General features: G+C 71.9%; 19 protein-coding genes and 1 pseudogene. 12 read left to right on the forward strand and 8 right to left on the reverse strand.

Annotated features, from left to right (window positions below):
• Positions 1–173: 173 nt before the first annotated feature.
• Positions 174–4,226 carry a GDSL-type esterase/lipase family protein gene (locus tag K2224_RS24190; RefSeq protein WP_221908609.1) on the forward strand — a complete coding sequence of 1,351 codons (4,053 nt, stop codon included), beginning with the start codon at positions 174–176 and terminating at the stop codon, positions 4,224–4,226.
• Between the two features lie 111 nt (positions 4,227–4,337).
• Positions 4,338–5,123: a hypothetical protein gene (locus tag K2224_RS24195; protein ID WP_221908610.1), complete on the forward strand. Its 786-nt coding sequence runs from the start codon at positions 4,338–4,340 to the stop codon at positions 5,121–5,123.
• A 66-nt stretch (positions 5,124–5,189) separates the two neighbouring features.
• On the opposite strand, the gene K2224_RS24200 is transcribed toward K2224_RS24195, so the two are convergent.
• Positions 5,190–6,092 carry an RNA repair domain-containing protein gene (locus K2224_RS24200; protein ID WP_221908611.1) on the reverse strand — a complete coding sequence of 301 codons (903 nt, stop codon included), beginning with the start codon at positions 6,090–6,092 and terminating at the stop codon, positions 5,190–5,192.
• Positions 6,093–6,767: 675 nt separating this feature from the next.
• On the opposite strand from K2224_RS24200, the gene K2224_RS24205 reads away from it, so the two are divergent.
• Entirely contained in the window at positions 6,768–7,451 is a 684-nt protein-coding gene (locus K2224_RS24205; protein WP_221908612.1) for an HAD family hydrolase, read from the forward strand.
• A 49-nt stretch (positions 7,452–7,500) separates the two neighbouring features.
• On the opposite strand, the gene K2224_RS24210 is transcribed toward K2224_RS24205, so the two are convergent.
• Together K2224_RS24210 and K2224_RS24215 are read right to left on the reverse strand one after the other, a co-directional pair.
• Positions 7,501–9,126, reverse strand: a complete 1,626-nt coding sequence (locus K2224_RS24210; protein WP_221908613.1) for an ABC-F family ATP-binding cassette domain-containing protein — start codon at positions 9,124–9,126, stop codon at positions 7,501–7,503.
• Positions 9,127–9,470: 344 nt separating this feature from the next.
• Positions 9,471–10,898 (reverse strand): cytochrome P450, encoded by a 1,428-nt coding sequence (locus K2224_RS24215; RefSeq protein WP_221908614.1) that lies wholly within the window; start codon positions 10,896–10,898, stop codon positions 9,471–9,473.
• A gap of 142 nt (positions 10,899–11,040) precedes the next feature.
• Between K2224_RS24215 and K2224_RS24220 the strand changes: the two genes are divergently transcribed.
• Positions 11,041–11,448, forward strand: a complete 408-nt coding sequence (locus K2224_RS24220) for a (2Fe-2S) ferredoxin domain-containing protein (protein WP_221908615.1) — start codon at positions 11,041–11,043, stop codon at positions 11,446–11,448.
• Positions 11,449–11,620: 172 nt separating this feature from the next.
• A complete protein-coding gene (locus K2224_RS24225) occupies positions 11,621–12,367 on the forward strand; it encodes a response regulator transcription factor (RefSeq protein ID WP_221908616.1) in 747 nt (248 codons plus the stop codon).
• A gap of 55 nt (positions 12,368–12,422) precedes the next feature.
• On the opposite strand, the gene K2224_RS24230 is transcribed toward K2224_RS24225, so the two are convergent.
• Complete coding sequence (locus K2224_RS24230) at positions 12,423–13,805, reverse strand: MFS transporter (RefSeq protein ID WP_221908617.1); 1,383 nt, start codon at positions 13,803–13,805, stop codon at positions 12,423–12,425.
• The gene (locus K2224_RS24235; RefSeq protein ID WP_313904791.1) at positions 13,802–14,524 is read right to left on the reverse strand and encodes a winged helix-turn-helix domain-containing protein; all 723 of its coding nucleotides are present in this window, start codon (positions 14,522–14,524) and stop codon (positions 13,802–13,804) included. Before K2224_RS24235 ends, K2224_RS24230 begins: the two co-directional genes overlap by 4 nt.
• A 327-nt stretch (positions 14,525–14,851) precedes the next feature.
• On the opposite strand from K2224_RS24235, the gene K2224_RS24240 reads away from it, so the two are divergent.
• The 6 genes and pseudogenes from K2224_RS24240 to K2224_RS24270 all read left to right on the forward strand — a co-directional run bounded on the left by K2224_RS24240 (position 14,852) and on the right by K2224_RS24270 (position 20,762).
• The gene (locus K2224_RS24240; protein ID WP_221908618.1) at positions 14,852–15,748 is read left to right on the forward strand and encodes a DMT family transporter; all 897 of its coding nucleotides are present in this window, start codon (positions 14,852–14,854) and stop codon (positions 15,746–15,748) included.
• A 113-nt stretch (positions 15,749–15,861) separates the two neighbouring features.
• Positions 15,862–16,508 (forward strand): annotated as a pseudogene (locus tag K2224_RS24245) (TetR/AcrR family transcriptional regulator).
• Positions 16,509–16,687: 179 nt separating this feature from the next.
• Entirely contained in the window at positions 16,688–17,239 is a 552-nt protein-coding gene (locus K2224_RS24255; protein ID WP_221908619.1) for an NUDIX domain-containing protein, read from the forward strand.
• A gap of 103 nt (positions 17,240–17,342) precedes the next feature.
• Positions 17,343–18,299 (forward strand): MBL fold metallo-hydrolase, encoded by a 957-nt coding sequence (locus K2224_RS24260; protein WP_221908620.1) that lies wholly within the window; start codon positions 17,343–17,345, stop codon positions 18,297–18,299.
• Between the two features lie 179 nt (positions 18,300–18,478).
• Entirely contained in the window at positions 18,479–19,528 is a 1,050-nt protein-coding gene (locus tag K2224_RS24265; RefSeq protein ID WP_221908621.1) for a phosphotransferase family protein, read from the forward strand.
• Between the two features lie 7 nt (positions 19,529–19,535).
• Positions 19,536–20,762: an acyl-CoA dehydrogenase family protein gene (locus tag K2224_RS24270; protein ID WP_221908622.1), complete on the forward strand. Its 1,227-nt coding sequence runs from the start codon at positions 19,536–19,538 to the stop codon at positions 20,760–20,762.
• A gap of 175 nt (positions 20,763–20,937) precedes the next feature.
• Here K2224_RS24270 and K2224_RS24275 read toward each other — a convergent pair whose 3' ends face one another.
• The 3 genes from K2224_RS24275 to K2224_RS24285 all read right to left on the reverse strand — a co-directional run bounded on the left by K2224_RS24275 (position 20,938) and on the right by K2224_RS24285 (position 24,080).
• The gene (locus K2224_RS24275) at positions 20,938–21,549 is read right to left on the reverse strand and encodes a TetR/AcrR family transcriptional regulator (protein WP_221908623.1); all 612 of its coding nucleotides are present in this window, start codon (positions 21,547–21,549) and stop codon (positions 20,938–20,940) included.
• Between the two features lie 108 nt (positions 21,550–21,657).
• The gene (locus K2224_RS24280) at positions 21,658–23,310 is read right to left on the reverse strand and encodes a class I adenylate-forming enzyme family protein (RefSeq protein WP_221908624.1); all 1,653 of its coding nucleotides are present in this window, start codon (positions 23,308–23,310) and stop codon (positions 21,658–21,660) included.
• The gene (locus tag K2224_RS24285; protein ID WP_221908625.1) at positions 23,307–24,080 is read right to left on the reverse strand and encodes an SDR family oxidoreductase; all 774 of its coding nucleotides are present in this window, start codon (positions 24,078–24,080) and stop codon (positions 23,307–23,309) included. Before K2224_RS24285 ends, K2224_RS24280 begins: the two co-directional genes overlap by 4 nt.
• 203 nt (positions 24,081–24,283) lie before the next feature.
• On the opposite strand from K2224_RS24285, the gene K2224_RS24290 reads away from it, so the two are divergent.
• Positions 24,284–25,564 carry an exo-beta-N-acetylmuramidase NamZ domain-containing protein gene (locus K2224_RS24290; RefSeq protein WP_221908626.1) on the forward strand — a complete coding sequence of 427 codons (1,281 nt, stop codon included), beginning with the start codon at positions 24,284–24,286 and terminating at the stop codon, positions 25,562–25,564.
• Positions 25,565–25,602 lie beyond the last annotated feature (38 nt).

Below are 25,602 nucleotides of genomic sequence, written 5' to 3' on the forward strand. Positions count from 1 at the left end.
TCCACAGGATCGACACCGGTCCGCTGCCATGACTGGCACTGCGCTTACGACCACCGACGAGATCCACGCCCGAGGCCCGCCTGGTCCAGTCCGACGTGAAGAACCTCCTCAAGAACAACGCGAGTTAGCGCAAGCAGGACTACGAGACCCTAGAAGGGAAAAGGTTGTTAAGAGTGCCCAGACCAGCCCGCCAGGCCCGCGTCGCGGTCGCAAGCCTGGCGGCCACGGCGATCCTGACCGGGCTCATACCGGCCGCCGCCATACCGGCGTTCGCCGACACCAAACCGCAACCGTCGCCCACACCATCTGCCAAGCCGACACCGCCGCCAACCCGGGTCACGGACCCGGACAAGAAACTCGGCAAAGGGTGGAACACGTCCTCTGACCGGGCCATCACCGCAGCGGCTGACGCCGATGGTCTGAAGATCCTCGTCGCCGACAGCGCCAAGGCGTACGAGTGGAAAACCGCCGCCACTCTGTCCGAGCCAGGCATGCCCGCGGACTCGTGGATCGGCAACCAGTGCGTCATGGACGCCGATCACGTCGCAGCCGTGTACGCCCCCCGGACGTTCACCAACAAGCCGGATCTGATGCAGGGCGGTGCATTCACCGCCATCGTCAACGTCAGGACCGGTGCGGTGACGAAGCTGCCGTTCACCGCCTCCCTCGCATACTTCGACCCCACCTGCAACCCCGCCACCCACACCGCCGCCTTCACCGCCTTCCGCGGCATGAACGACATCAAGGGCATGGAGACGCGGGTGGTCACGGTCAGCACCGCCGGACGCACGACCGGCGACGTCACGGCAGGCGGCGAGGTGACGTCGGCCGTTCCCGTGGCCGACGGCACGGTTGCCGCCCGTGGCAACCGTGTCATCCACCTCGACCGCACCGGCAAGGTGAACACCCTCACAGCAGCCGGGGGCGTTCCGTTCGACATCCGCCCGACCCAGGGTACGGGTGTGGCGTTTATCGAACGGGACGGGGACAAGACAGCACATGCAAAGGTGTGGAAGGGCAGCGGAGAGCCGACCGTGGTCGCCACCGGCCGCCTCGGCGATCTTGCCCTCGCCCAAGGCGCCTCCCGCGTCTTTCTCACCGGACACCCAGCAGGCAAGGCGAGCACAGCCGGTACCGGTATCACACCCCTGAACGCTCCCGCCACTTCCGACATCTCCTCGGAGGGCCGCCTGGCCACGGCGCCCGTCCTGTTCCCGGGCGTCAAAGCCGGGCTGGACCGGATCGCCAACGCCGGCAAGGGATTCACGAAGGAGAGCGCAGCGAAGCTCAAGGCGCGCGGGGCGAACAGGCCCGACAGTCAGCCCCTGACCGTCACCTCGACAGCCACCACCACCGGCACCGCCGTCACCCAGGGCGTCACCCAGCAGGCGCCGAGCGCATCCGCCTCCCGCCCCTCGCCAGCCCTGGCCGCTACGGGCGAGAAGCCGCGCTCCCTCGCAGCGGCCGGTGTCTCCCACGACCCCACCGATCCGGATCGCCACTGCGCGATCTCCCGCAACGACGTCCACGTCCAGGCGCTGCAGCCCACCCCCAACCAGGTGGAATGGGCGGTCGACATGGCCATCCGAGGCGAACTGCACGCCAACTACCTGACACAGACCGGCTACCGCAGCCAGGCGGATCTGGCCACGATCGACCCGCAGGGCTTATTCCCGGCACCGACCTTGAAGGGCGGTGGACGAGTCCCCGCGAACGTCCTCCTCGGCATCCTGGCCCAGGAATCCAACCTGTGGCAGGCAGAATCCGGCTCCATCCCCGGCCAGATGGGCAGTCCGCTCGCTGCCACTGACGGCTACTACGGCCGCAAGGCCGTCGAAGGCGACCCGAACGCCTACTGGAAAATCCACTGGGACAAGTCCGACTGTGGATACGGCGTCGGACAGGTCACCGACGGCATGCGCCTCAACGGATTCGAGAAGACGGACCCGTCCGGGCACAAGATCCCCAACCTGCCACCGGAAAAGCAGAAGGCCGTGGCCATCGACTACGCCACGAACATCGCCGCAGCCGTCCAGATCCTCGCCGACAAGTGGAACGAGGTTCACACCGACGGCCAGAAAGTCACCGTGAACAACGACGACCCCTCCAAGGTCGAGAACTGGTTCACCGCCATCTGGAACTACAACCTCGGCTTCAACACCCCCGCCGATGCCGGCGCCAACAACGGACACTGGGGCCTGGGCTGGTACAACAACCCCGCCAACCCCGTCTACGCCAAGGGCTGGGGCCACCCCTTCATGGACACCGACGTCGACGGCCCCACGGCGATCAGGGACGCCGCCCACCCCCAGGACTGGCCCTATGAGGAGAAGGTGATGGGCTGGTCCGCCTGGTCCATCGACACCGGCTTCTCCTACGCCACCTCCGGCCGCCAGGACTGGCCCGGTGAATCCGGCTACGCCACCGCCGGCTTCTACCCGGCCTGGTGGACCTCCACCACCGCCCGCAGCGCCGTCTCGCCACCCCTGAGCACCTTCTGCAACAGCAACAACAACTGCTCCACCGCCACCCCGCCGGACTGCCCCAACAAGGAGTGCTACCAGCAGTACTGGTGGCACCAGCTCAACGCCACATGGAAGCCCGACTGCAACACCACCTGCGGAAACGAGCACATCAAGTACGAAAAGCTCATCACCGAGCCCGGCCGCGGCTACCGTCTCCAGTACGGACAGCCCATCTGTGGCGCCCCATCAGGCTCCCATGTGGTCGCCTCCGTCCCCGACGCCACCAAAACGTGGAGTGACTGCGGACAGATCGCTTCATCAGGCAGTTTCCAGTTCACCTTCTACCCCGACAGCGACAACCAGTACGAAGCCAAGGAAGACCTTCACCAGGTCGGCGGCGGCTACGGCGGCCACTTCTGGTACGCCCGCACCCGCGACGCCGCCCACCTCGGTGGCGAAAACGGCCCCATGACCATCAACGGCACCTGGACCGACCCCGAAACCCTCGGATGGGCGCGCGTCCTGGTCCATCTCCCCGACACCGGCGCACAGACCCGCCAGGCGAAATACAGGGTCCTCAACACCGACAGTCACAGCGCAGAACGCGTCGTCGAGCAGCGCGCAGGCCGATGGGTCAGCCTCGGTGTCTTCCACTTCAACGGAACGCCCAAGGTCGAGCTGTCCAACAACACCAAAGACGGAACAGCCGACGAAGACATCGCCTGGGGAGCCGTCGCTTTCCAGCCGCTCCCCGGCAAGCCGAAGAACATGATCGTCGCCATGGGCGACTCGTACTCCTCCGGCGAAGGCGCATCCGAAGGCAACCGCGACTACTACCCCGAAACCAACTACCGCAACAAGAACAACGACAAGGCCCGCGACGCCTGCCACCGCTCCCGCTACACCTGGTCACGGCTGGCCAAACTTCCCGGCCAGCCCCAGCCGATCGGCTACCTCGACGACAACTTAGACCTCGACATGGACTACCACCTCATCGCCTGCTCCGGAGCCCGCACCTACAACGTCCTGAGCAAGGTCCAGGACAGCGGTGGTGAACTCCCGCAGATCGACCAAGGCTACCTCGACGAAAACACCACCCTGGTCACCATCTCCATCGGCGGCAACGACGCCCGCTTCTCCGACATCATCCAGAAGTGCCTGATCTCCTTCGGAAGCGGCAACTGCAAGGACAAGGCGTTCGACAAGCCGGACGACGACGTCCACGGCAGGGACCAGAAGTTCGTCGGACAGCCACTGGAGAACGCCGCCCCCGGCATCATCAACGAAATCGTCCGACCCGACATCACCCAGACCCTCTACCAGATCCACGCGCTCGCCCCGAACGCGAAGATCGCCCTCATGGGCTACCCACCCCTGATCTCCAACACCGGTTCCTGTCTCAGACTCAGCATCCTGGGCCTTCCCATCATCGGCCTGACCCCAGAGTCGACGGAATGGCTCAACAACACCGCCGGCACCCTCGCCACCGCAATGCAGGGCGCAGCCGACGACGCCAAGAGGCAGGGCATACCCGTCTGGTTCTCCAACCCGAAGAACGACTTCGAGGGCCAGGCGGTATGCGGTGACCCCGAACAGGTCCACGGCATAGTGAAGACTCTCACCGCATCCGACGATCCGATCAAGGACTGGCCGCTCATCAACAAGTACGGCCTCTCCGCCCAGTCGTTCCACCCCAAGATCGGAGGAGCGTTCCTCTACGCGAACTCCCTGGAACGCACCCTGGCAGGCATGGGCCTGTAACCGCACCCAGCCACGATCAGCGGGGGCACCCCACACGGGGTGCCCCCGTACCCGCAGGAGATGAGCATCAGGATGGATAGACGCCACAGACTGCATTGCCACAATGGCCGCATGACCACGAAGCAGACCAAGAACGCCGCAACCGCCTTACGCAACGCAGGCAAACGTCTCTTCGGACTCCTCTCCGTCCTCCTCATCTTCGCTCTCACCGCCTGCTCCTCCCAAAACCGCGCCACCAGCCCCAAAGAGGTACGCAGACTCGCAGGAAGCAAACAGGCCGAAGAGTCCCGGCACAAGGCAGAGAAACACCTGCGATCCATCGCAGACGCCTACGACAAGAAAACCCCCCTCACCCTGGCCCTGATCACCGTGGACGACATCTGCTCAGGCGGAGAAGCCAAACAGTGGTTCTTCCAGGACGGAAAAGACCAGTACAAGATCCGCTGCGCCCTGCGCCTCACCGCCTACTACGGCGCCGACCCCCACCGCATCGGAGACGTCCTGGACGGCATCTTCACCACCGGTGACCACTACTCCTCCGACGGCGCTCACGGGGACACCATCCCGTTCAACCACGACTCCTACCGCAGGCGCCTCGTCGGCTACTACCGCGGCCACGGCCCGAACCCGACGGGCCCGGACACGCAGGAACCGGCCCAGGTGTTCAACCCCTCGCAGACCTTGTCATGGGACACCGTACGCAGCAGCAAGAGGCGGCTGGTGCAAGAGCTGAGCCCGTGCATGAAGAGCGATCCGCCAGTCACACGGTGCCTGCGCGAACCGGCGCAGAAGACGGTGGCCGACATACGCAAGCAGTACGGAATGGTGTTCAAACTGGAATTACCGGTCACCGACTACTACAAGATGTCCAAAAAGGGTGAAGTCCTTATAAGTTAGAGAGCCTTCACGCGCACCGCGTCCGATCAGTTCGGGCACCGGCCGCCTACGTTGCCTCCCCGCCCCTCACCTGTCGGTGATCTCGGAGAGCCATGCCGTGTCCTCCGGGCCCGGCGCTTCGAGGCCGGGCGCGGGCAGCCAGCGGACCTCGCCCGTGCGCAGGGCGACCGTGGCCCGTGCCCTCATCGGCCCGACGCCGCTGCGTGAGAGCAGGACGAGTTCCCAGACCGTCGCCGTCATGGCGTCGAGCCGGGTGGCGCAGTCTGCGGTGACTCGCCGCGGATCCCGGGTCCGGCCCAGGGACAGATGTGGGGTGAAGTTCTTTGCGGGCCCACGACACCGCGGGAACCGCTGCTGCAGTACGCGGTGCAGATCCACCCACGGTGCTTCGCCGGCCGCCGTCGGGTCGAGCCACACGGTGACGTACGCCCTTTGCCGGAAGGTGCGCACCCCGCCCAGCCGGGCGGTGAAGACCGGCGTCTCAGCCGTCGCTGCGGCGAGCAACGGGGCCGCCCGCTCGAAGTCGGACTCCGGGACGAAACCGAAGAGCACATTGACGTGCGGCGGCCAGCGGTGGATCTGTGGATCGTAATCCCGGCGGATGTCCTGGATCGGCGGCCACAGCTCCGCAGGCGGGATCCAGGCCACCGCCGTGCGGGCCGTCGGGGACACATCGAGGACGCCGGCGGGCTCGCTCCTGGCGAAGCTCGGGTCCGCTTGTGGGGCCCGCACCCGGCCGGCCCCCGACGCGTCGATGCGGTCCACACCTGTGGCCCGGTCCCAGACCACCTCGCCGTCCGCCTCGATGAACATCACCCGGTGCCACGGGATGTCGCCCCCGGGCACAAAGGAAGGCAGCGGGACGCGTTTGACGGCATCCCTGCGCTGGCTGATCCCCAGCACGAACCGGGTGGGGTCGAACCGCGAGTCCCAGCGGACCCGGTGATAGATCTCGTCGCTGGTTCGCATCACGCCTCCTCTCCCGCCTTCACACCTTCTCTTCCTCCAGGGTGCCGCCTGCTCGGTCTTCGACCGTTGTTCCGCTCGCACCGTGACATATCAGGTGCGGTGTGTGACGGTGCCGCGTATGTCGAGACGAGTTCTCGGTCAACTCGGCGTCAAATGACGCCGCCGAGTGTCGGCGTCGGGTGAACCCTGGTCCGGCCGTCGTCGAGAGGCACCGGTGCGAACGCTGAGCGTGGACACCGCGGACTACCTTCCGGCCTCACCGAATTCCATGTCGGGCGCTGCCTGCCCGTATCACAGCACGAGCCTTCATGCGGACGGGCTATGTGTCTGCGCACCCGCAGAGTAGTAACTTGCGGAAAGGGGAGAGCTTCCTGTGCGGCACGCGGTAGACATGTGCCAGCCGTGCGCGGCTACGCCAGCTGCATTCCCCCCCCCCCCGCATCACCGGCATGTGCGTACGGTGCAAGTCCCCCCTCGGACACCACAAGGCGACAGACCTCGGATCTTCGGATCCGGGGTCTTTCGCCGTTCCTGGACACCGGACCGCGTCGTTGCCGGACTTCCCCGTCGGCGCCGGTGCACGGTGCGCGGAAGTGCGCGGAATTCCCGTGCGGGGGCGGTGGGGGCGTGCGTAGGGTGCCCCCGTTCGTGGCGGGTTCATGGCGGGTGAGAGGAGTGCGGGCTGTGTTGATCTTCGATGCGGACGACACGTTGTGGGAGAACAACGTGATCTTCGAGCGGGTGATCGACGAGTTCACGGGGTGGCTGGCCGGGCCGGGGATGGACCGGGGGGCGGTGCGGTCCGTGCTGAACGGGATCGAGGCGGCGAACGCGGTGACGCTGGGGTACGGGAGCCGGGTGTTCCTGCGGAGCCTCGGGGAGTGCCTGGAGCGGGTGCGGGGGCGGGCGGCCACGGCGGCGGAGCGGGCGCGGATCGCCGGGTGGCAGGCGGCGTTCGCCGGGGACCGGGTGGAGTTGATCGCGGGGGTGGCCGAGACGCTGGCGGAGCTGGCGGGGCGGCACGAGTTGCTGCTGCTGACCAAGGGGGACCAGGAGGAGCAGCGGCGGAAGGTGAACGCGTCGGGCCTGACCGGGCACTTCCGCGGGGTGCACATCGTGCCGGAGAAGAACGTGGCCGCGTACGAGGAGTTGACCCGGGCCTACGGGCTGGTGCCGGAGCGGACGTGGATGATCGGGAACTCCCCGAAGTCGGACATCCTGCCGGCGCGGTCGGCGGGGCTGAACGCGGTGTACATCCCGCACGACCACACCTGGGTGCTGGAGCACGAGGAGTTGGATCCGGCGGATGCGAAGGTGCTGCGGCTGGGGGCGTTCGGGGAGTTGGTGCGGCACTTCTAGCGCCGGCCCGGCCCCGGGAGCGGGGTCCCGGGGCCGGGGCCGGGGCGGGTCAGAGCGGGTCGGCGGGGGTGAGGGTGCCGGATTCGAGGGTCAGCCAGCGGGTGAGCGAGAGTTCGCGCAGGAAGCGGGGGTCGTGGCTGACCACGAGGAGGGCGCCCTCGTAGGAGTGCAGGGCGGTGACCAGGCGGCGGACGGAGGACATGTCGAGGTTGTTGGTGGGTTCGTCGAGGAGCAGGAACTGGGGGGCCGGTTCGGCGAGCATCAGGGCGGCCAGGGCGGCCCGGAAGCGTTCGCCGCCGGAGAGGGTGCCGGTCTGCTGGTCGGCGCGGGCGCCCTTGAAGAGGAAGCGGGCGAGGCGGGCGCGGATGCGGTTGTTGGTGGCCTCCGGGGCGTAGCGGGCGACGTTCTCGACGACGGTGAGGTCGTGGTCGAGGACCTCGTCGAGGCGCTGCGGGAGGAAGCGGTGCGGGACGTGGACCTCCGCGGTGCCGGCGGCCGGCCGGAGGTCGCCGGTGAGGGTGCGGAGCAGGGTGGTCTTGCCGGAGCCGTTGCGGCCGGTGAGCGCGATCCGTTCGGGGCCGCGGATCTCCAGGTCGGCGCGGGTGCCGTGGCGGGTGCGCAGGCCGGTGGCGGTGAGGACGGTGCGGCCGGGCGGGACGGCGGTGTACGGGAGGTCGACGCGGATCTCGTCGTCGTCGCGGACGGCCTCGACGGCCTCGTCGAGCCGCTCCCTGGCCTCCTGGAGGCGTTCGGTGTGCAGGGCGCGGTGTTTGCCGGCGGAGACCTGGGCCTCCCCCTTGCGGGCGTTCATGACGATCTTGGGTTCGCGTTTCTGGGCGTACATCTTGTTGCCGTAGCGGACCCGGCGGGCCAGTTTGACCCGGGCGTCGGCCAGTTCGCGCTGCTGGCGCGCGACGTCGGACTCGGCGGCGCGCACCATCCGCTCGGCCGCCTCCTGCTCGACGGCGAGGGCCTGTTCGTAGGCGCTGAAGTTGCCGCCGTACCAGTGGACTTCTCCGGCTCGGAGGTCGGCGATCCGGTCGACGTGTTCGAGGAGTTCGCGGTCGTGGCTGACGACGAGGAGGACCCCGGACCAGGTGGCGACCGTGTCGTAGAGGCGGCGGCGGGCGGGCAGGTCGAGGTTGTTGGTGGGTTCGTCGAGGAGCAGCACGTCCGGGCGGCGGAGCAGCAGGGCGGCCAGCCGGAGCAGCACGGACTCGCCGCCGGAGAGCTCGCCGACGGTGCGGTCGAGGCCGATGGCGTGCAGACCGAGTTGGTCGAGGGTGGCGCGGGCGCGCTCCTCGACGTCCCAGTCGTCGCCGACGGACGCGAAGTGTTCCTCGCTCGGGTCGCCGTTCTCGATGGCGTGCAGGGCGGCTCGGGTGGCGGCGATGCCGAGCGCCTCGTCGACCCTCAGGTGGGTGTCGAGGGAGGCGTGCTGCGGGAGGTAGCCGACCTCGCCGACGGCCTTGACGCTGCCGGCGGTGGCGGTGAGTTCACCGGCGATCAGCTTCAACAGGGTTGACTTTCCCGATCCGTTGAGACCGACCAGGCCGGTGCGGCCGGGGCCGACGGAGAACTGGAAGCCGTCCAGGACGGGGGTGCCGTCGGGCCAGGCGAAGCCGGTGTTGGTGCAGACGACGGCCGCGGCGGACGCGGCGGGGGGCTTTGACATACGGGTCTCCTGGGAGGTGTGCGCGGGGTGGGGCGATATGTGCGCAGGGAGACACCGCGGCAGTGCCGGGGATCGGGTACGCCGTGCGTACGCCGAGGTCGCGGACGGGCTCGCGGGAGCGGGATCGTGGAACGGATCGCCGGTCGCGGGCGCGGTGTCTGCCGGACCTCAGACGAGCAACGGCCTTCTCCTGTCGGGAGGGAAACCCGCCGGGCACTGCCCTGGCGGGGTGGACGTCCACGACCGTAGAGGGTGGCGGGCGGGAATGCAAACGCTATTTCTGTTGCGTTTGCATTCCCGCCCGCGGTTCCCTGCCCCGGGCCGGCCGGTCCCGCCCCGGGTCGCTACAGCACGCGGAGGCGTACCCGGGCCGGGCCGGTGGCCTGGAGGGTGATGCCGGCGGCGACCGGCACCTCCCGGTCGAGGGCGGTCAGTTCGTGGGAACGGAGCAGGGTCGCCAGGGCCAGGACGGACTCCAGCATCGAGAAGTGCTGGCCGATGCAGGCGCGCGGGCCGCCGCCGAACGGGAACCAGGCGTAGCGGTGGCGCTCGGCCTCGCGCTCGGGGGTGAAGCGCTCCGGGTCGAACCGCTCGGGGTCCTCCCACAGGTCCGGGTGGCGGTGGGTGACCCAGGGGGAGACGACGACATCGGCGCCGGCCGGGAGGGGGAAGCCGGCGACCTCGGTGGCCTCGACGGCGCGGCGGCTGACGACCGGGGCCGCCGGGTAGAGCCGCATGGACTCCTTCAACGCCCGGCCGAGCAGCGGCAGTCGGTCCAGGTCGGCGGCGGTGGGGGTACGGTCGCCGAGCACCCGGGCGAGTTCGGCGCGGATCCGGGACTGTTCGTCGGGGTGCCGGGCCAGCAGGTGGAGGGTGAAGGCCATCGAGGTGGCGGTGGTCTCGTGGCCGGCCAGCAGGAAGATCAGGACCTGTTCGCGGACCTCGGTGGCGTCGAGGGTGCCGTCCTCGTCGTTGCCGGCCGCGGCGAGCAGGGAGAGCAGGTCGTTGTGGTTTGGCTCCCCGGTGGCGGTGCCGGAGGCGGTGCGGCGCTCGGCGACGATCCGGTCGCAGAGCGCGTTGAGTTCGGCGGTGACCCGGCGGTTGCGGAGGTTCCTGGGGGTGGGCCAGTCGCGCGGGACCTTCACGGGGGCGTAGGCGCGGCGGACGACGTAGTCGTTGACGACGGGCGCGCAGCGGTGGATGGCCGTGGTCGCGACCTCCGCGTCGACGCCGAAGAGGATGCGGGCGACGGTGCGCAGGGCGAGCCGGTTCATCTCGGGGACGAGGTCGACCACGCCGTCCCCGGCCGAGCGCCAGCGGGTGGCGACCGCGTCGGCCTCGGTGGTGACCGCCGTGGCGTAGCCGTCGACCCGGCGCCTGGTGAACAGCGGTTGCACCAGCCGGCGCTGCCGGAGGTAGTCGGCGTCCTGGCTGGTGAGCAGGCCGTTGCCGAACGACTGGCGGACCTCCTCGTAGAACGGGTGGTCCTTGCGGAAGTTGGCGGCCTGGGCGGCGAGGATCTGCTGGACGCCCTCGGGCGCGAAGACCGCGTAGAAGACGCTGCGGAAGCCGGGCGGGCCGGCCTCCAGGCGGACCACGTCTCCGTGTTCGCGCCGGGCGCTCAAGAAGGCGCCGAGCGAGTCGCGGTGCAGGTCGAGCAGGGAGCCGATCACGGGGAGGCCGGCGGGGCCGGGGACCGGGCGCCGGACGGTGGCCGAGGAGGTGCGTACGGTGCCGGCGCCGGTACGGGGCGAAGGGTTGGTCGGGGACATGCCCGGATGTCTGTCCAGGAACGGGCCGGGGAATGTCGCGCCCCGGCGTGGTCTGCGCAACGGGCGGGGCGGCGCCGGTGGGCGGTGGGGCGGATGGCCGGGGGCCGGCGGCCGGCGTGGAGCGGCCCCGTAGCATGGCCGCATGATCGAAAAGCAGGTCGGGCGGGCGGGGCGGGCCACCGCACAGCAGTGCCGGGTGACCGTCTGCCGCGGCTGCTGCTGCGGGGACGGGGCGAAGATCCCGGGGGTCGACCACGCCGGGCAGATCCCGCGGCTGCGGGCGGCGCTGGACGGGGCGGCACCGGTCCGGGCCTCGGAGTGCCTGGACGTCTGCGACCAGGCGAACGTGGTCGTGGTGCAGCCCTCGGCGGACGGGCGGGCCGCGGGCGGGCGACCGGTGTGGCTGGGCCTGGTCAACGACGACGCGGCGCTGGCGGACATCGCCGCCTGGATACGGGCCGGCGGGCCGGGCCTCGCGGAGCCGCCCGGCGTACTGGACCTGTACGCGTTCACGGTGTCGCGACGGGTGCGGGAGCAGCTGGAGAAGTAGCGGGCGGAGGCCGGGGGCACGGGGCGCGGCGGCGCGGCCGGGTTCTCGGCGCGCGCGGGTGCGCGGACGGGTGTTGGCTGGAGGTATGAGGCTTCTCCTGACGGCGCGCCCCGGGACGCGCCTCGCGGGAACGGCGGGCTGAGCGGTGCGCCGGGCAGCGCCGTCCGCTCCCGTGGGGCCGGCATCCGGGCCGCCGCACCGTGTCCTGGTCGTCGCGGACGAGCCGGCCGTCGCCACGGCCGTCACCGCCGGACTCGCCCGCGCCGGCCACACCACCGCCTGCGCCACCGACGGCTTCACCGCCCTCGAACTCGCCGCGGACTTCCGCCCGCACGCCGTCGTCCTCGATCCGGCGCTGCCGGGCATCGACGGCCTGGAGCTGCGCCGCCGGCTGCGGCGGCGCGCGGGCGGGCCGTCGGTTCCCGTGGTGCCGTTGACCGAGGGCGGGCCCGTAGGGATGCGGGAACTTGTGGCGCGGGTGGCGGAGGCGTTGCGCGGGGGCGGAGGTGCGGGAGGGGACGTGGCACCGGCCGACCGGTCCTCGGCCGTCCTGCGGGCCGGGGAGGTGACCGCCGACACCGGGACCGGGCGGGCGCTCCGCGTCGGACGTGAACTCGCCCTGTCGGAGGACGAGTTCGCGCTGCTGGTGTTTCTGATGCGGCACCCGGGGCGGGTGTTCTCCCGGGAGCAGCTGCTCAAGCGGGTCTGGGGACGGGACTTCGGCGACCTGTCGGCGGTGGCGGCGCGCATGGCGCGGCTGCGGGCGGAGCTGGACGGGGCGGCGCCGGATCCGGGCGCGCCCCGGCTGCTGACGGAGGTGTGGGGGTCCGGATACCGCTTCGATCCCGGGGGCGGAGAGGTGGTGTCCGTGGGGACGGGGACGGAAACGATGCTGGGGATGGGAATGGGGGCGGTGTAGGGGCTGGTGGGCGGGCCGGGCCGGGGAGTCGGCGCGGGCGGCGCCGGGGTGCGGGTCAGGGCCGGGCGAGCCGGTCGCGGTCGGGCGTGTCCGGCTTCTTGTCGGCGTGCCCGTCGGCCTTCACGTCGGCGTCCGTAGCGACGTCCGTGCCTGCGCCCGTGCCTGCGTCCGTGCAGGCGTCCGTGCAGGCGCTCTCCTCCGGGCGGCGGGACGGGAGGTCGCGGGCCGTGCGGATCGGTGAGGCCAGGAGGATCAGGGCGGCGAGCGGGACGCCGGCGGTAGTGATCCAGATGGCCGTGCGGACGCCGAAGGCGGTGCCGAGCGCGCCGCCGAGCAGGGCGCCCAGCGGCAGCGTGCCGTAGTTGAGGAAGGCGGAGCCGGCGGTCACCCGGCCGAGCAGCGCCGGCGGACAGTACGCCTGCTGGAAGCCGGCTTTGAGGATGTTTCCGCCGACCACGCCCGCGGTGACGCCGAAGCCGCCGACGACGTACAGGACGGCGCCGGGCCCCGAGGTGGTGAGCGGGATGAGCAACGCCGCGGCGGGCAGGCCGAGTTCGAAGAGCAGGGTGGCGCGGGCGGTGCCGAGCCGGGCGGCGACCCGGCGGACGGCGAAGGCGCCCGCGACCCCGCCGGTGCTCGCCACCGCCAGCACGGTGCCGACGGTGCCCGGCGTCAGCCCGGCCTCGCGCACCAGGAAGACCGGCAGGATCGACTGGTATCCCATCAGGGCGAGGTTGGAGGCGGCGCCGAAGAGCGTCAGCGTACGGAGCCAGACGTCGCCGGCGACCAGCCGCAGCCCCTCGGACACCTCGCCCCGCAGGGACCGCGCGGCGCGCTCCCCCGTGCCGGCCGGGCGCGCCTCGCGGTGCCGGATGCCGAGCAGGCAGAGCAGGGAGACCAGGAAGGTGGCCGCGTTGGCGAACAACCCGTTCGCGGCGCCGGCGAGTTGGACCAGGAAGCCGCCGGCGCCCTGCCCGGCCAGCTGCGCCGCCGAGGCGCTGCCGTGCAGCTTGGCGTTGCCCTCGGGCTGGTCGGCGGGGGCGAGGAGGCCGGGGAGGTAGGCGCTGTACGCGGTCTGGAAGACCACCGCGGCGGCGCCGCTCAGCAGGGCCGCGCCGATCAGCAGGCCGAGGCTCGGCCCGCCGCACCAGGTGAGGACGGGGACCGCGGCGAACACCACCATGGAGAGCACCGCGGCTCCCAGCATCAGGGGGCGGCGGCGGACCCGGTCCACCCAGGCTCCGACCGGCAGCCCGATCAGCAGCCAGGGCAGCCAGCCGCAGGCGCTCAGCAGGCCGGCCGCGAAGGCGTCGGCACGCAGGGCGGCGACGGCGGTCAGCGGCATCGCCACCCCGGTGACCGCGGCCCCGAACTTGCCCGCGACCTCCCCGCACCACAGCAACCGGAAGTCGCGGTGGCGGCGGAGCAGGCCGCTCACGGGTTGGTCCGGTCGATGCGGTCGGTGCGGTCGGTGCGGTCCCGGTGCGCGGTGTCGTGCCGCGGTGGAACGTCGGCCCGCGGCCTACGGGGGAAGGACTGTAGCTGGACGATCACGGGCTGCGCGGCGGGCACGCCGCCTTCCCCGCCGCCCCCTGCGCCGTCCGCCGTGGCGACGCCCCGATACCGCTCCACGACCTGCGCCAATTCCTGGTTCATCGCGGTGAGTTGATCGGGCGTCAGCGCGAGGTCGTGCCACTGGGCGACGGCGCCGGCGTCGCGCCACTCCGGGCCCCAGTCGTCGGCGAGGTAGTCGACGACCTGGTTGAAGTGCTGTTGGACGATCTCGTGGACGTAGACCGAGAGCGGGCCACGGGCGTCCGGGTCGTCGCGGAAGTCGGTGGTGTCGAGCCGGTGGGAGACCGCCGCCGCCCGCCACCAGCGCTCGCGCCGGGTGCCCCGGCCGGTCTCCTCCTCGATGAAGCCGTGGTCGGCGAGGTGGCGCAGGTGCCAGCTGACCGTGCCGGTGTTCTCGCCGAGCCGGCGGGAGAGACCGGTGGCGGTGTCCGGGCCGTCGAGGGTCAGCAGCTCCAGGATGCGCATCCGCAGCGGGTGGGCGATGCCGCGCAGGCTGCGGGCGTCCATCCGGCGGGTGGGGCGGGGCGCGGGGGCGCCGCCCCCTGCGGGGCGGTCACCTTCGGGCACGTCGTCATGGCTCATGAACGTCAGCCTAGGATTGCAGAGAACTCTCTGCATAGAGTTCTCTGCATAGAGTTCTCTGCACATGGTTCTCCGCAGAGTTCCCTCTGTGGATGCGGATGCGGATGCGGACGGGAGAACCCTCCTCGGACACGCCAGGACGTCTCTCGGACTCGCGTGCGCGCCGCCGGAGGCGACCCGCCGCCTGACCGCCGTCCCCGTAACGGCGGTGGCCGGTGGTACAGACGGGTACGCGCGCGAATGGCGCCGCCCAGGGCCGCGTTTCGGCCATGGTGGCTGACTATCCTCGGGCGCATCCCCCGCCCCGCGCGATACGAGGTGTGCGACGTGACGGTGATCCTGCTCGCCCTTGCCGCGGCATGCTGTCTGGGCACCGGGTTCGTCCTCCAGCAGATCGCGGCGCAGCACGCCCCGCCGCAGGACTACCTCTCCTTCCGGCTGCTGCTCGACCTGGTGCGGATGCCGCGCTGGGTGGCCGGGATCGCGCTGATGGTGACGGGGATGGCGCTGGGCGCGGTGGCGCTGGGGATGGGCGACATCACCCTGGTCGAGCCGCTGATGGCGACGAACCTGCTGTTCGCGATGGCACTGGCGCGCCGGATCTCCCGGCAGCGGCTGGGCCGCAGCGGGTGGGCCGGCCTGTGGCTGCTGGCCGGCGGGGTGACCGCGTTCATCGTGGCCGGGCAGCCGCACGGCGGGCACAACAGCGAGGTGGGGCAGCTGGCCCAGTGGCTGATCATGGGCGGGGTGCTGGGCGTCGCCCTGGTGCTGGCGGCGGTCGCCAAACGGGAGCGGGTGCACGTCAGTCTGGAGGCCGCGCTGCTGGGGGTGGCGGCCGGGCTGCTGTACGGACTCCAGGACGCGTTGACGCGGATCAGCGGACTGCGGTTCACGGCGGGCGGCTGGCGCGCGCTGCTGACCAGTTGGCAACCGTACGCGATCGTGGTGCTCGGGGTGCTGGCGCTGGTGATGGTGCAGAGCGCGTTCGAGTCGGCGCCGTTGCGGATGTCGCTGCCCGCGCTGACCGCCGCGCAGCCGCTGGCGGGAATCGCCTGCGGGGTGGGTTTCCTGGGCGACCAGCTGCGGGTGACGCCCGGGGCGCTGGCCTTCCAGGCGGCCGGGATCGTGGCGGTGGTGGCGGGGATCGTGCTGATCGGCAGCCATCCGGCGATGCCGCCCGGGAGCGGCGCGGCCGACGACGTACGGGAACTCCAGCCGCGCTGAGGCCGGTCGCGCCCGCGGCCGGGCGCCGGAAGGAGCGATCGGGATACCGGCATCCGACATGCCGGCGGCCGCCTCCTGCCCAGTTCGTTAATGCTCGGCATCAGAATCGGGGCATGCCCAGGACATCCGGCCCCGAGACCCGGGAGAAGCTGATCCGCGCCGCGAGGAGATCTTCGCGGCGCACGGCGTGGACGGTGCCCAGCTGCGCGACATCGTGGCGCTGGCCGGTCAGAGCAACCCGTCCGCGGTGCAGTACCACTTCGGCTCGCGGGCCGGTCTGCTGGACGCCGTGATGGCCGGCCGGCTGGCGCGTACGGAGGCGGCGCTGGCGCCGGTGCTGACCGCGGCGGAGGCCGGCGGGCCGGCGCCGCGGGAGCTGATCGGGATGCTGGTCGCGGCGGAGGCCACCGAGCTGCGGTCCGAGCGCGGGCGGCGCTGCCTGCGGATCTCGGCGCAGCTCGGCCACGAGAGCGGAGTGCGCGCCCGGGTCCCGCACCCGACGCTCGCCGGGACCGCGTACTGGCGGCTGATCCGCCGGGTCGAGGAGGCGCTGGCCGCGGCCGGGCTGCCGGAGGCGGTGCGGCTGGAGCGGCTGGACCTCGCGCTGACGCTGATCGGCGCGGCGCTGGCCGACCGGGCCCGGCAGTACCTGGACGGCGTCACCCCCCTGGCGGGCGAGGAGTTGTTTCTCGCCGATCTCACCGGGACGACGACGGCGTTCCTGCTCGCCACCGCCCCCGAACGAAAGCGTTCACCATGAGCGGGTCCACCCCGGCGTTCCCCGCTGCCGACCTCAGCGGCGCCGAGCCGGCGGTGAACGGCGGCTGGACCACCGGGCCGACCGTGAAGTACGTCATGGGGCATTGAGGCGGCACCCGGTGGCGGCACCCCGGGCGGGTGCGGAACCGGGGGCGCCGCCGCGGGTGGTTCGATGGCTCCATGACCGATCAGCGACCAGTCAGCGAGCGGGAGCCGCTCAACGCGGACGAGATCCTCGACGTCGTCGACGAGCACGACCGGGTCGTGGGGCAGGCGCCGCGGGCGGTGACCTACGCCCGCCGGCTGCGCACCCGGTGTGCGTTCGTCCTGGTCCGGGACGCCGAGGACCGGATCTTCGTGCACCGCCGCACGCCCCGGAAGCTGGTGTTCCCCTCGCACTACGACATGTTCGTGGGCGGGGTGGTCGGCACCGGCGAGAGTTACGACGAGGCGGCGGTGCGGGAGGCCGAGGAGGAGCTGGGGGTGTCCGGGCTGGCCCGCCCGGAGCCGCTGTTCCGGTTCCTGTACGAGACGCCCGAGCACACCTGGTGGTCGGCGGTCTACGAGGTGCGCTGCACGCTTCCGGTGGCGCCTCAGGAGGCGGAGATCGACTGGCATGCCTTCCTGCCCGAGGAGGAGCTGGCCCGGCGGCTGGAGGAGTGGCCGTGGACGCCGGACGGGCTGGCCGCGTACCGGGAGCTGACGGCCCGTCGGGCGGCCGGGGAGATCTGATCGGCGGGGGCCGGGAGGTACCGTTACCGGGTCCGTGCGGCGCCGGTCCGGCCGCCGGCCCCCGGTGTCCGCGCGGACCGATCGAGACCAGCATGGAGCGGCCATGACGGACCATCGACGGACCCCCACGGACGCGGGCACGGGCGCCGGCGCGGTGCCCGAGCCCTACCTCACCGAACTCGCCCCGGGCGTCCACGCGTTCGTCCAGCCGGACGGCGGCTGGTGCCTGAACAACGCGGGCTTCGTCACCGACGGCACCGCCACCCTGGTCGTGGACACCGCCGCCACCGAGCGGCGGGCGCGGCTGCTGCGCCGCCGGATCGCGGAGACCGGCGCGCCCGCGCCCCGTACGGTCGTCAACACCCACCACCACGGCGACCACACCTACGGCAACGGCGTGTTCGCGCCCGAGGCGACGATCATCGGGCACGCGGCCTGCCGGCGGGAGGTGCTGGCCGCCGGGTACCAACTGCACGCGGTGTGGCCCGAGGTGACGTACGGCGACATCCGGCTCACCCCGCCGGAGGTCACGTTCGAGGACCGGATGACCGTGCACGTCGGGGAGTTCGAGGTGCGGCTGATCCATCCGGGGCCGGCGCACACGCCCGGTGACACGATCGTCTGGCTGCCGCGGCAGCGGGTGGTCTTCACCGGTGACCTGGTCTTCCACGGGGGCACGCCGTTCGTCCTGATGGGGTCGTTGAGCGGGTCGCTGCGGGCGATCGAGCTGCTGCGGTCGCTGGGCGCGGAGACGGTGGTGCCCGGGCACGGCCCGGTGGCCGGGCCGGAGGTCTACGACGAGGTCGAGCGGTATCTGCGGTTCGTCGGGGAGCTGGCGCGGGAGGGGCGGGCGGCCGGGCGGACGCCGCTGGAGGTGGCCCGGGAGGCGGAGCCGGGCGCGTTCGCCGGGCTGGCGGAGCGCGAGCGGCTGGTGGCCAACCTGCTGCGGGCGTACGCGGAGCTGGACGGCGCGGCCCCGGGGGCGCCGCTGGACGTGGCGGCGGGGTTCCTGGCGATGGCCGAGATGAACGGCGGAGTGCTGCCGGCCTGCCACGCCTGAGCGGGCGGTGGGGCATGCCGGGCCGGTGGGCGCCGGGCCGCCCCGTGGCGGAAACACGTCGGGTGACCGACGCCCCACGGCGGGGCACTGGACTCCATACCGACTAGTCGGCATGATCAGGCGGGACGGGCCCGCAGGCCCTGCACCGCCCAACCGTCACTCCGTACGGAGGAAGCACGATGAGCAACGGCACCCCGCCCCCGCCGGCCGCCGGAAAGGCGCCACCCGGCCTCGATCCGGAGCGCCTGCGGAAGCATCTGGACCGGGAGCGGCCGGGCCTGGTCTCCGGGCCGCTGCGTGCGCAACTGATCGAGGGCGGCCGGTCCAACCTCACCTACCGGGTCACCGACGGCGCCGGCTCCTGGGTCGTCCGCCGGCCGCCGCTCGGCCACGTGCTGGCCACCGCGCACGACATGCGCCGCGAGCACCGGGTGATCAGCGCGCTGCACGACACCGCGGTGCCGGTACCGGAGACGCTGCTGCTGTGCGAGGACGAGACGGTCCTCGGCGCGCCGTTCTACGTGATGGAGCTGGTGGCGGGTACCCCGTACCGGACCGCGGACCAGCTGGCCCCGCTCGGCCCGGAGCGGACCCGCGCGGTGGTGCTGTCGCTGGTCGACACGCTGGTGGAGCTGCACGCGGTGGATCCGGTGGCGGCCGGACTGGCCGACTTCGGGCGGCCGGACGGCTTCCTGGAGCGCCAACTCCGGCGCTGGGGAAAGCAGTTGGCGGCCTCCAAGAACCGCGACCTGCCCGGCATCGACGCGCTCCACGAGGCACTGGGCCGGGCGCTGCCCCCCTCCCCCGCGCCGGCCGTGGTGCACGGCGACTACCGGCTGGACAACGTCCTCGTCGGTGCCGACGACACCATCACCGCCGTGCTGGACTGGGAGATGTCCACGCTCGGCGACCCGCTGACCGACCTGGGGCTGCTGGTGATGTACTGCACCGACCTAGGGCTGCCGAAGTCGCCGGTGAGCACCACCAGCGGCGCGCCGGGGCACCCCGCCCCGGAGGAGCTGATCGCGCGCTACGCCGAACGCTCCGGACGGGACACCTCGCGGATCGCCTGGTACACCGCGTTCGCGTGGTTCAAACTCGCGGTGATCCTCGAAGGCATCCACTACCGCTTCACGCTCGGCCAGACGGTCGGCGCGGGCTTCGACCGGATCGGCGAGCTGGTGCCCGTCTTCATCGACCGCGGACTGACCACTCTCAAGGAAGGCTGAGGCACCGATGGACTTCGCATTCGACGCCCGTACCGAGGAACTGCGGGCGAAGCTGGAGTCGTTCATGGCCGAGCACGTGTACCCGGCCGAGCCGGTCGCGGAGGAGCAGCGGGCCGCGCTGGCCTCGCCGTGGGACACCCCGGCGGTCGTCGAGGAGCTCAAGGCCGAGGCCCGTCGGCAGGGCCTGTGGAACCTGTTCTTGCCGGACGAGGAGTACGGCGCGGGGCTGACCAACCTCCAGTACGCGCCGCTGGCCGAGATCACCGGCCGCAGCCCGCAGTTGGCGCCCACCGCACTGAACTGCGCGGCGCCGGACACCGGCAACATGGAAGTGCTCGCGCAGTTCGGCGACGACGAGCAGAAGAAGCGGTGGCTGGAGCCGCTGCTGGCGGGCGAGATCCGGTCGGCGTTCGCGATGACCGAGCCGGAGGTGGCCTCGTCGGACGCCACCAACATCGAGACCCGGATCGAGCGGGACGGTGACTACTACGTCATCAACGGCCGCAAGTGGTACATCTCCGGGGCGATGAACCCGCTGTGCCGGATCTTCATCGTGATGGGCAAGACGGCGACCGCCGAGGGCCCCGACGGCGCGGACGTCCGCCGCCAGCAGTCGATGGTGCTGGTGCCGCGCGACACCCCCGGCCTGACGGTGAAGCGCGCGATGCAGGTCTACGGCTACGAGGACCACTCCCACGGTGGGCACGCCGAGGTCGTCTTCGACAACGTCCGGGTTCCGGTGGGCAACCTCATCGGCGAGGAGGGCGGCGGCTTCGGCATCGCGCAGGCCCGGCTGGGGCCCGGCCGGATCCACCACTGCATGCGGCTGATCGGGATGGCCGAGCGGGCGATCGAGCTGATGTGCCGGCGGGCGGTGAGCCGTACCGCCTTCGGGAAGCCGCTGGCCCAACAGGGCGTCGTCCAGGAGTGGATCGCGGACGCCCGGGTGGCGGTGGAGCAGCTGCGGCTGCTGGTGCTGAAGACCGCCTGGCTGATGGACACCGTCGGCAACAAGGGCGCGCACACCGAGATCCAGGCCATCAAGATCGCCACACCGCGCACGGTCGTGGACATCCTCGACAAGGCGGTCCAGCTGCACGGCGCGGCCGGGGTGAGCCAGGACTTCCCGCTGGCCGAGCTGTGGGCCGCCGCCCGTACGCTCCGACTGGCGGACGGCCCCGACGAGGTCCACCAGCGGTCGCTGGCACGGCGGGAAATCAAGCGGTACCAGTAGGCGGGCGGTGCCCGTGGGGTCGTGGGGGCGTAGGGGACACGCCCCACGACCCCGTAGCCCCGAAGCCCCAGAGTCATGGAACGAGGTAGCGCTTCCGGCGCTCGGGGAGTCGAGGTGCCCGCGCGTAGGCTCACGGACGCGGACACGGCGACGCGGCGCAGTGAACACCGGCGCGTTACGGCCGCAACGCACGTAGCAGCAGGTCGGCCAGGTGGTCGGCGACCTGTTGTGGGGTGAGGGGGCCGTTCTCGCGGTACCAGGTGCCCAGGTGGTGCACCGAGCCGAAGTGGTAGTCGACGACGAGGTCGGCGGGGACGTCGGCGGTGAACACCCCGGTGCGCTGGCCCTCCTCGATCAGCGCCCGGAACCGCTCGTGGTAGCGCCGCCGCTCGGCCCGCACCTGCTTGTCCTTCTCCGGGCTCAGATGGTGCATCGAGCGGAAGAAGATCTTGGTGTCGTCGAGGTTCTCGATGGTGGTGACCACCACGTCGGCGGCCGCGTCCCGCAGCCGCCGCTCCACCGGCGCGTCGGCGTCCGCGAAGCGGTCCAGCCGCTCCTGCTGGAGCCGCAGCACCCGGCCGTAGACCTCGTGGAGCAGGTCCTCCTTGGAGCCGAAGTAGTGGTAGAGGGCGCCCTTGGTGACGCCCGCCGCGTCCACGATCTCCTGCACCGAGGTGCGGTCGTAGCCCTGCTCCGCGAAGAGCCTGGTGGCGGTGGCCAGCAGCCGCTGCGCGACGGGCTTCGCCGTGCCGCTCCCGTTGCCCGCGCCGTCCTTGATGCCGGCCATCGCCCTCACCTGTTCCTCTGTTCCTCATGTGCGTCCGTCATGCGCACCCGGCCTGCGTCCATCATGGGCGCCTGCCCGCGTCCGGCCGGCGCGCCGGCCTGCGCTCTTTCATACGCGTCGGCGCAGCTCCCGTCGAAGGATCTTGCCACTCGCGGTCTTGGGAAGCTCCGGCAGGATCTCCACCACCCGGGGATATTTGTACGCGGCCAGCCGCTCCTTGCAGTAGGCGGCCAGTTCGCCGGGGGCGGGGGACGCGCCGGGACGCAGGCTGACGTACGCCTTGACGGTCTCGCCCCGGTACGGATCGGGCACTCCGACCACGGCCGCCTCGCGCACCGCGGGGTGGGTGTAGAGGACGTCCTCGACCTCGCGGGGCCAGACCTTGAACCCGGACGCGTTGATCATGTCCTTCTTGCGGTCGACGACGTACAGCCAGCCGTCGCGGTCCATGAACCCGATGTCGCCGGTGCGCAGTTCGCCGTCCGGGAGGGTCTCGGCGGTGGCGTCCGGGCGGCGCCAGTAGCCGGGCACGACCTGCGGGCCGCGGACCGCGATCTCGCCCTGCTCGCCGAACGGCAGGTCCCGGCCGGCCTCGTCGATGATCCGCACCACGGTGTCCGGGCCGGGGACGCCGACCGCGAGGGTGCCGGAGACCTTGTCGACCGGCGCCTCCCTGCCGGGCGGGACGGTGGCGCAGGGCGCGGTGCACTCGGTCAGGCCGTAGCCGTTGTGGAGGTGCGGGCCGAAGGCGGTGCGGAACTTCTCGACCAGGGCCGGCGGCAGCGGTGCGCCGCCGGAGCTCACGGTCCGGAAGGAGGTGAAGTGCCCGGGGGTGGCCGACGGATGGGCCATCAGCGCCATGTAGGCGGTGGACGGGCCGACGGTGAAGGCCGGGCGGTGCTCCAGGAAGGCGTCCAGGACGGCGCCGGCCTCGAAGCGGTGGGCCAGCGCCAGGGTGCCGGTGTTGGCGAGGCAGGCGGCCAGTTCGCAGACCATGCCGGTGATGTGGAAGAGCGGGGCGAGCGCGAAGTAGGTGGCGCCCTCGGGGAGTTCGAGGCCGGTGCGCATCCGTTCGGCGTTGTAGCTGATGTTGCCGTGGGTGTTGGTGGCGCCCTTGGGAGTGCCGCTGGTGCCGGAGGTGTAGCTGATGAGCGCGATGTCGTCGGCGGCCGGTTCGGGGGCGGCGGGGGCGGCGCCGCCCGTCCGGGCCGCGGTGAGCAGGTCGTCGGCGCCGTCCTGGGGACCGGCCGGTTCGCCGCGCAGGACGCGGGGGTCGTCGCGGGTCTGGAGTCCGCGTTCGTCGGCGGTGAGCGCGATGCGGACGGAGGGCGACTCGGCGGCGGTGGCGCGCAGGAAGCCGGCCCAGGTGCGGTCCGCGCAGAGGACGGCGGCGACCTCGGCGTCGTCGAGGATGTGCCGGGTCTCCGCCGCCTTGTACATGGGGTTGACGGGGACGACCACGCCGCCGGCCTTCCAGACGGCGAGCGCCGCGAGCACGAAGTGCGGGGTGTTCTGGAGCATCACCACGGCGCGGTCGCCGGGCCGGAAGCCGCGGGCGGCGAGGTGGCCGGCGAGGCCGTCGGAGAGCGTGTCGGTCTCGGCGTAGGAGACCCGGCCGTCGAAGTAGGCGAGCGCGGTGCGGTCGGGGGCGCGGCGGGCCGCGGCGCGGAAGGCGTGCAGCGGGGAGGGCGGCGGCTGGACGGGGGCGCGCTGGGCCTCGGTGAGCAGGGCCAGCCACGGCTTGTCCTGGTAGGAGGTCACCGGGCCTCCCCCGCTCGCTCCTCCAGCCTCCGCTGGAGGTGGTTCATGCCGGTCAGCCAGCGGTCCGGGTCGGTGGCGCGGGCGGTGTAGTAGTCGGCCACCTCCGGGTGCGGCAGGACCAGGAAGCGGCCCGCGTCCATGGCGGCGAAGAGCGCGTCGGCGACCGCGTCCGGCTCGATGGCGGTCGGGGTCAGCACGAGGTCGCCGGCGGCCCCGGTGGCGGCGAGCATGTCGGTCCGTACGCCCTGCGGGCAGATGGCGTGCACGTCGATGCCGCGGTGGCGGTAGGTCAGCGACAGCCACTCGGCGAAGGCGTACGCGCCGTGCTTGGTGACGCTGTAGGGGGCCGCGGCGACCATGGTGAGCAGGCCGGCCGCGGAGACGGTGGAGACGAAGCGGCCGCTGCCGCGCGCCAGCCACTCCGGCACCAGCTCGCGCGCCGCCCGCACATGGGCCATGACGTTGACGTCCCAGGCCAGCGCCCAGTCGTCCTCGGGTGCCTCGGGGCCGCCGCCGGTGCCGACGCCGGCGTTGGCGCAGAAGACGTCCACGGCGCCGCCGAGTGCCTCGCGGGCCGGGCCGACGATGCCGGAGGCGTCGCCGGGGACGGCGATCGCACCGATTTCCTCCGCGGTCCTGCGGGCCTTGGCCTCGTCCAGGTCGTTGACCACGACCCGGGCGCCCTCGGCGGCGAACCGGCGGGCGAGCGCGGCGCCGATCCCCCCGCCCGCTCCGGTTACGACAACGGCCTTGTCCCGTACGGCTGCCACGCTGTGTCTCCCTCGGTCGTCGTCCTGGCTCCGTCCGCGCACCGGTCACGCCGGCGCACCGGCAAGGGCAGACTAACCAGTCGGTATGTCTCGGCGGAAGCCTCTGTTTTCCGTCACGGCCGGGCGCGTTCCGCCCCGGCCCCGACCGCGTTAGCGTGCCCACGACACACATCGGGTCGACCACCGCTCACGGAGGTGTGCGCATGGCTCTGTCGAGACGTGTTCTGCTGGGGCAGTTGGCGGCGACCGGGGCGGCCGCGGCGGCGGTCACCGCGGGTCCGGGCGGCTCCGCCCAGGCCGCGCCGCGCACCGAGGGACGGAAGGTGCGCACCGGCTTCGACCGCCTGGCCGCGGACGGCTACCGCCTCCTGGACGGCCGGCGGGTGGGCGTCGTCACCAACCCCACCGGCGTCACCACCGCGCGGCGGGCGGTCCGGCACATCGTGGACGTGATGCACGCCGACCCCCGAGTGCGGCTCACCGCGGTCTTCGGCCCGGAGCACGGCTTCCGGGGCACCGCCCAGGCCGGCGGCTCCGAGGGCCGCTACGACGATCCGGCCACCGGCCTGCCCGTCTACGACACCTACGACAAGAGCGGCCGGGAACTGGCCGACGTCTTCACCGCCTCCGGGGTGGACACCGTCGTCTTCGACATCCAGGACGTCGGCGCCCGCTTCTACACCTACATCTGGACGCTCTACGACTGCATGGTGGCGGCCGTGCTGGCGGGCAAGCGGTTCGTGGTGCTCGACCGCCCCAACCCGGTGACCGGCCGCAGCGCGACCGGCCCCGTCCTGGACCGGCGGTTCGCCTCCTTCGTCGGCCGGGAACCGATCGCCCAGGCGCACGGCATGACGGTGCTGGAACTGGCGCTGCTCTTCAACGACCGCTTCGTGCCACGTGCCGCCGGACGGCCGGTGGCGCTGGAGACCGTCGCGATGACCGGCTGGCGCCGCGCCGACTTCTTCGACGCCACCGGCCTCCCCTGGGTGCCACCCAGTCCCAACATGCCCACCGCCGACACCGCCCTGGTCTACTCCGGCACCGGCCTCTTCGAGGGCACCAACCTCTCCGAGGGCCGCGGCACCACCCGCCCCTTCGAACTCCTCGGCGCGGAGGGACTGGACCACCGCTGGGCGGACGCGGCGACCGAACTGGGCCTGCCCGGCGTGTACTTCCGCGAGGCGTACTTCGCCCCCACCTTCTCCAAGTTCCAGGGAAAGACGATCGGCGGCCTCCAACTCCACGTCCACGACCGCTCCGTCTTCGATCCGATCCGCACCGGCCTCGGCCTCCTGCTCACCGCCAGACGCCTCTGGAAGGACTTCGCCTGGATCCCCGACCACTTCGACCACCTGACCGGCACCGACACCGTCCGCAGGCAGATCGACGCGGGCGCCGGCCTCGACGAGATCACCGAGTCCTGGCACGACGGGCTGCGAAGCTTCCGGGCGGTGCGGAAGCGGTATCTGCGATACCGGTGAGCGCAGGCCGGCGGCGGGTCGCGCCCGACATCTCACCA

Origin of the sequence: Streptomyces sp. BHT-5-2 (assembly GCF_019774615.1) — a bacterium.
Taxonomy (GTDB): Bacteria; Actinomycetota; Actinomycetes; order Streptomycetales; family Streptomycetaceae; genus Streptomyces.

What these genes read in the sequence shown, in the direction of transcription:
- K2224_RS24195 (WP_221908610.1), top strand. Translation starts at nt 4,338, where the DNA reads ATGACCACGAAGCAGACCAAGAACGCCGCAACCGCCTTACGCAACGCA.
- K2224_RS24260 (WP_221908620.1), top strand. Translation starts at nt 17,343, where the DNA reads ATGACGGACCATCGACGGACCCCCACGGACGCGGGCACGGGCGCCGGC.
- K2224_RS24275 (WP_221908623.1), bottom strand. Translation starts at nt 21,549, where the DNA reads ATGGCCGGCATCAAGGACGGCGCGGGCAACGGGAGCGGCACGGCGAAG.
- K2224_RS24270 (WP_221908622.1), top strand. Translation starts at nt 19,536, where the DNA reads ATGGACTTCGCATTCGACGCCCGTACCGAGGAACTGCGGGCGAAGCTG.
- K2224_RS24235 (WP_313904791.1), bottom strand. Translation starts at nt 14,524, where the DNA reads ATGAGCCATGACGACGTGCCCGAAGGTGACCGCCCCGCAGGGGGCGGC.
- K2224_RS24220 (WP_221908615.1), top strand. Translation starts at nt 11,041, where the DNA reads ATGATCGAAAAGCAGGTCGGGCGGGCGGGGCGGGCCACCGCACAGCAG.
- K2224_RS24210 (WP_221908613.1), bottom strand. Translation starts at nt 9,126, where the DNA reads ATGTCAAAGCCCCCCGCCGCGTCCGCCGCGGCCGTCGTCTGCACCAAC.
- K2224_RS24255 (WP_221908619.1), top strand. Translation starts at nt 16,688, where the DNA reads ATGACCGATCAGCGACCAGTCAGCGAGCGGGAGCCGCTCAACGCGGAC.
- K2224_RS24265 (WP_221908621.1), top strand. Translation starts at nt 18,479, where the DNA reads ATGAGCAACGGCACCCCGCCCCCGCCGGCCGCCGGAAAGGCGCCACCC.
- K2224_RS24200 (WP_221908611.1), bottom strand. Translation starts at nt 6,092, where the DNA reads ATGCGAACCAGCGACGAGATCTATCACCGGGTCCGCTGGGACTCGCGG.
- K2224_RS24215 (WP_221908614.1), bottom strand. Translation starts at nt 10,898, where the DNA reads ATGTCCCCGACCAACCCTTCGCCCCGTACCGGCGCCGGCACCGTACGC.
- K2224_RS24290 (WP_221908626.1), top strand. Translation starts at nt 24,284, where the DNA reads ATGGCTCTGTCGAGACGTGTTCTGCTGGGGCAGTTGGCGGCGACCGGG.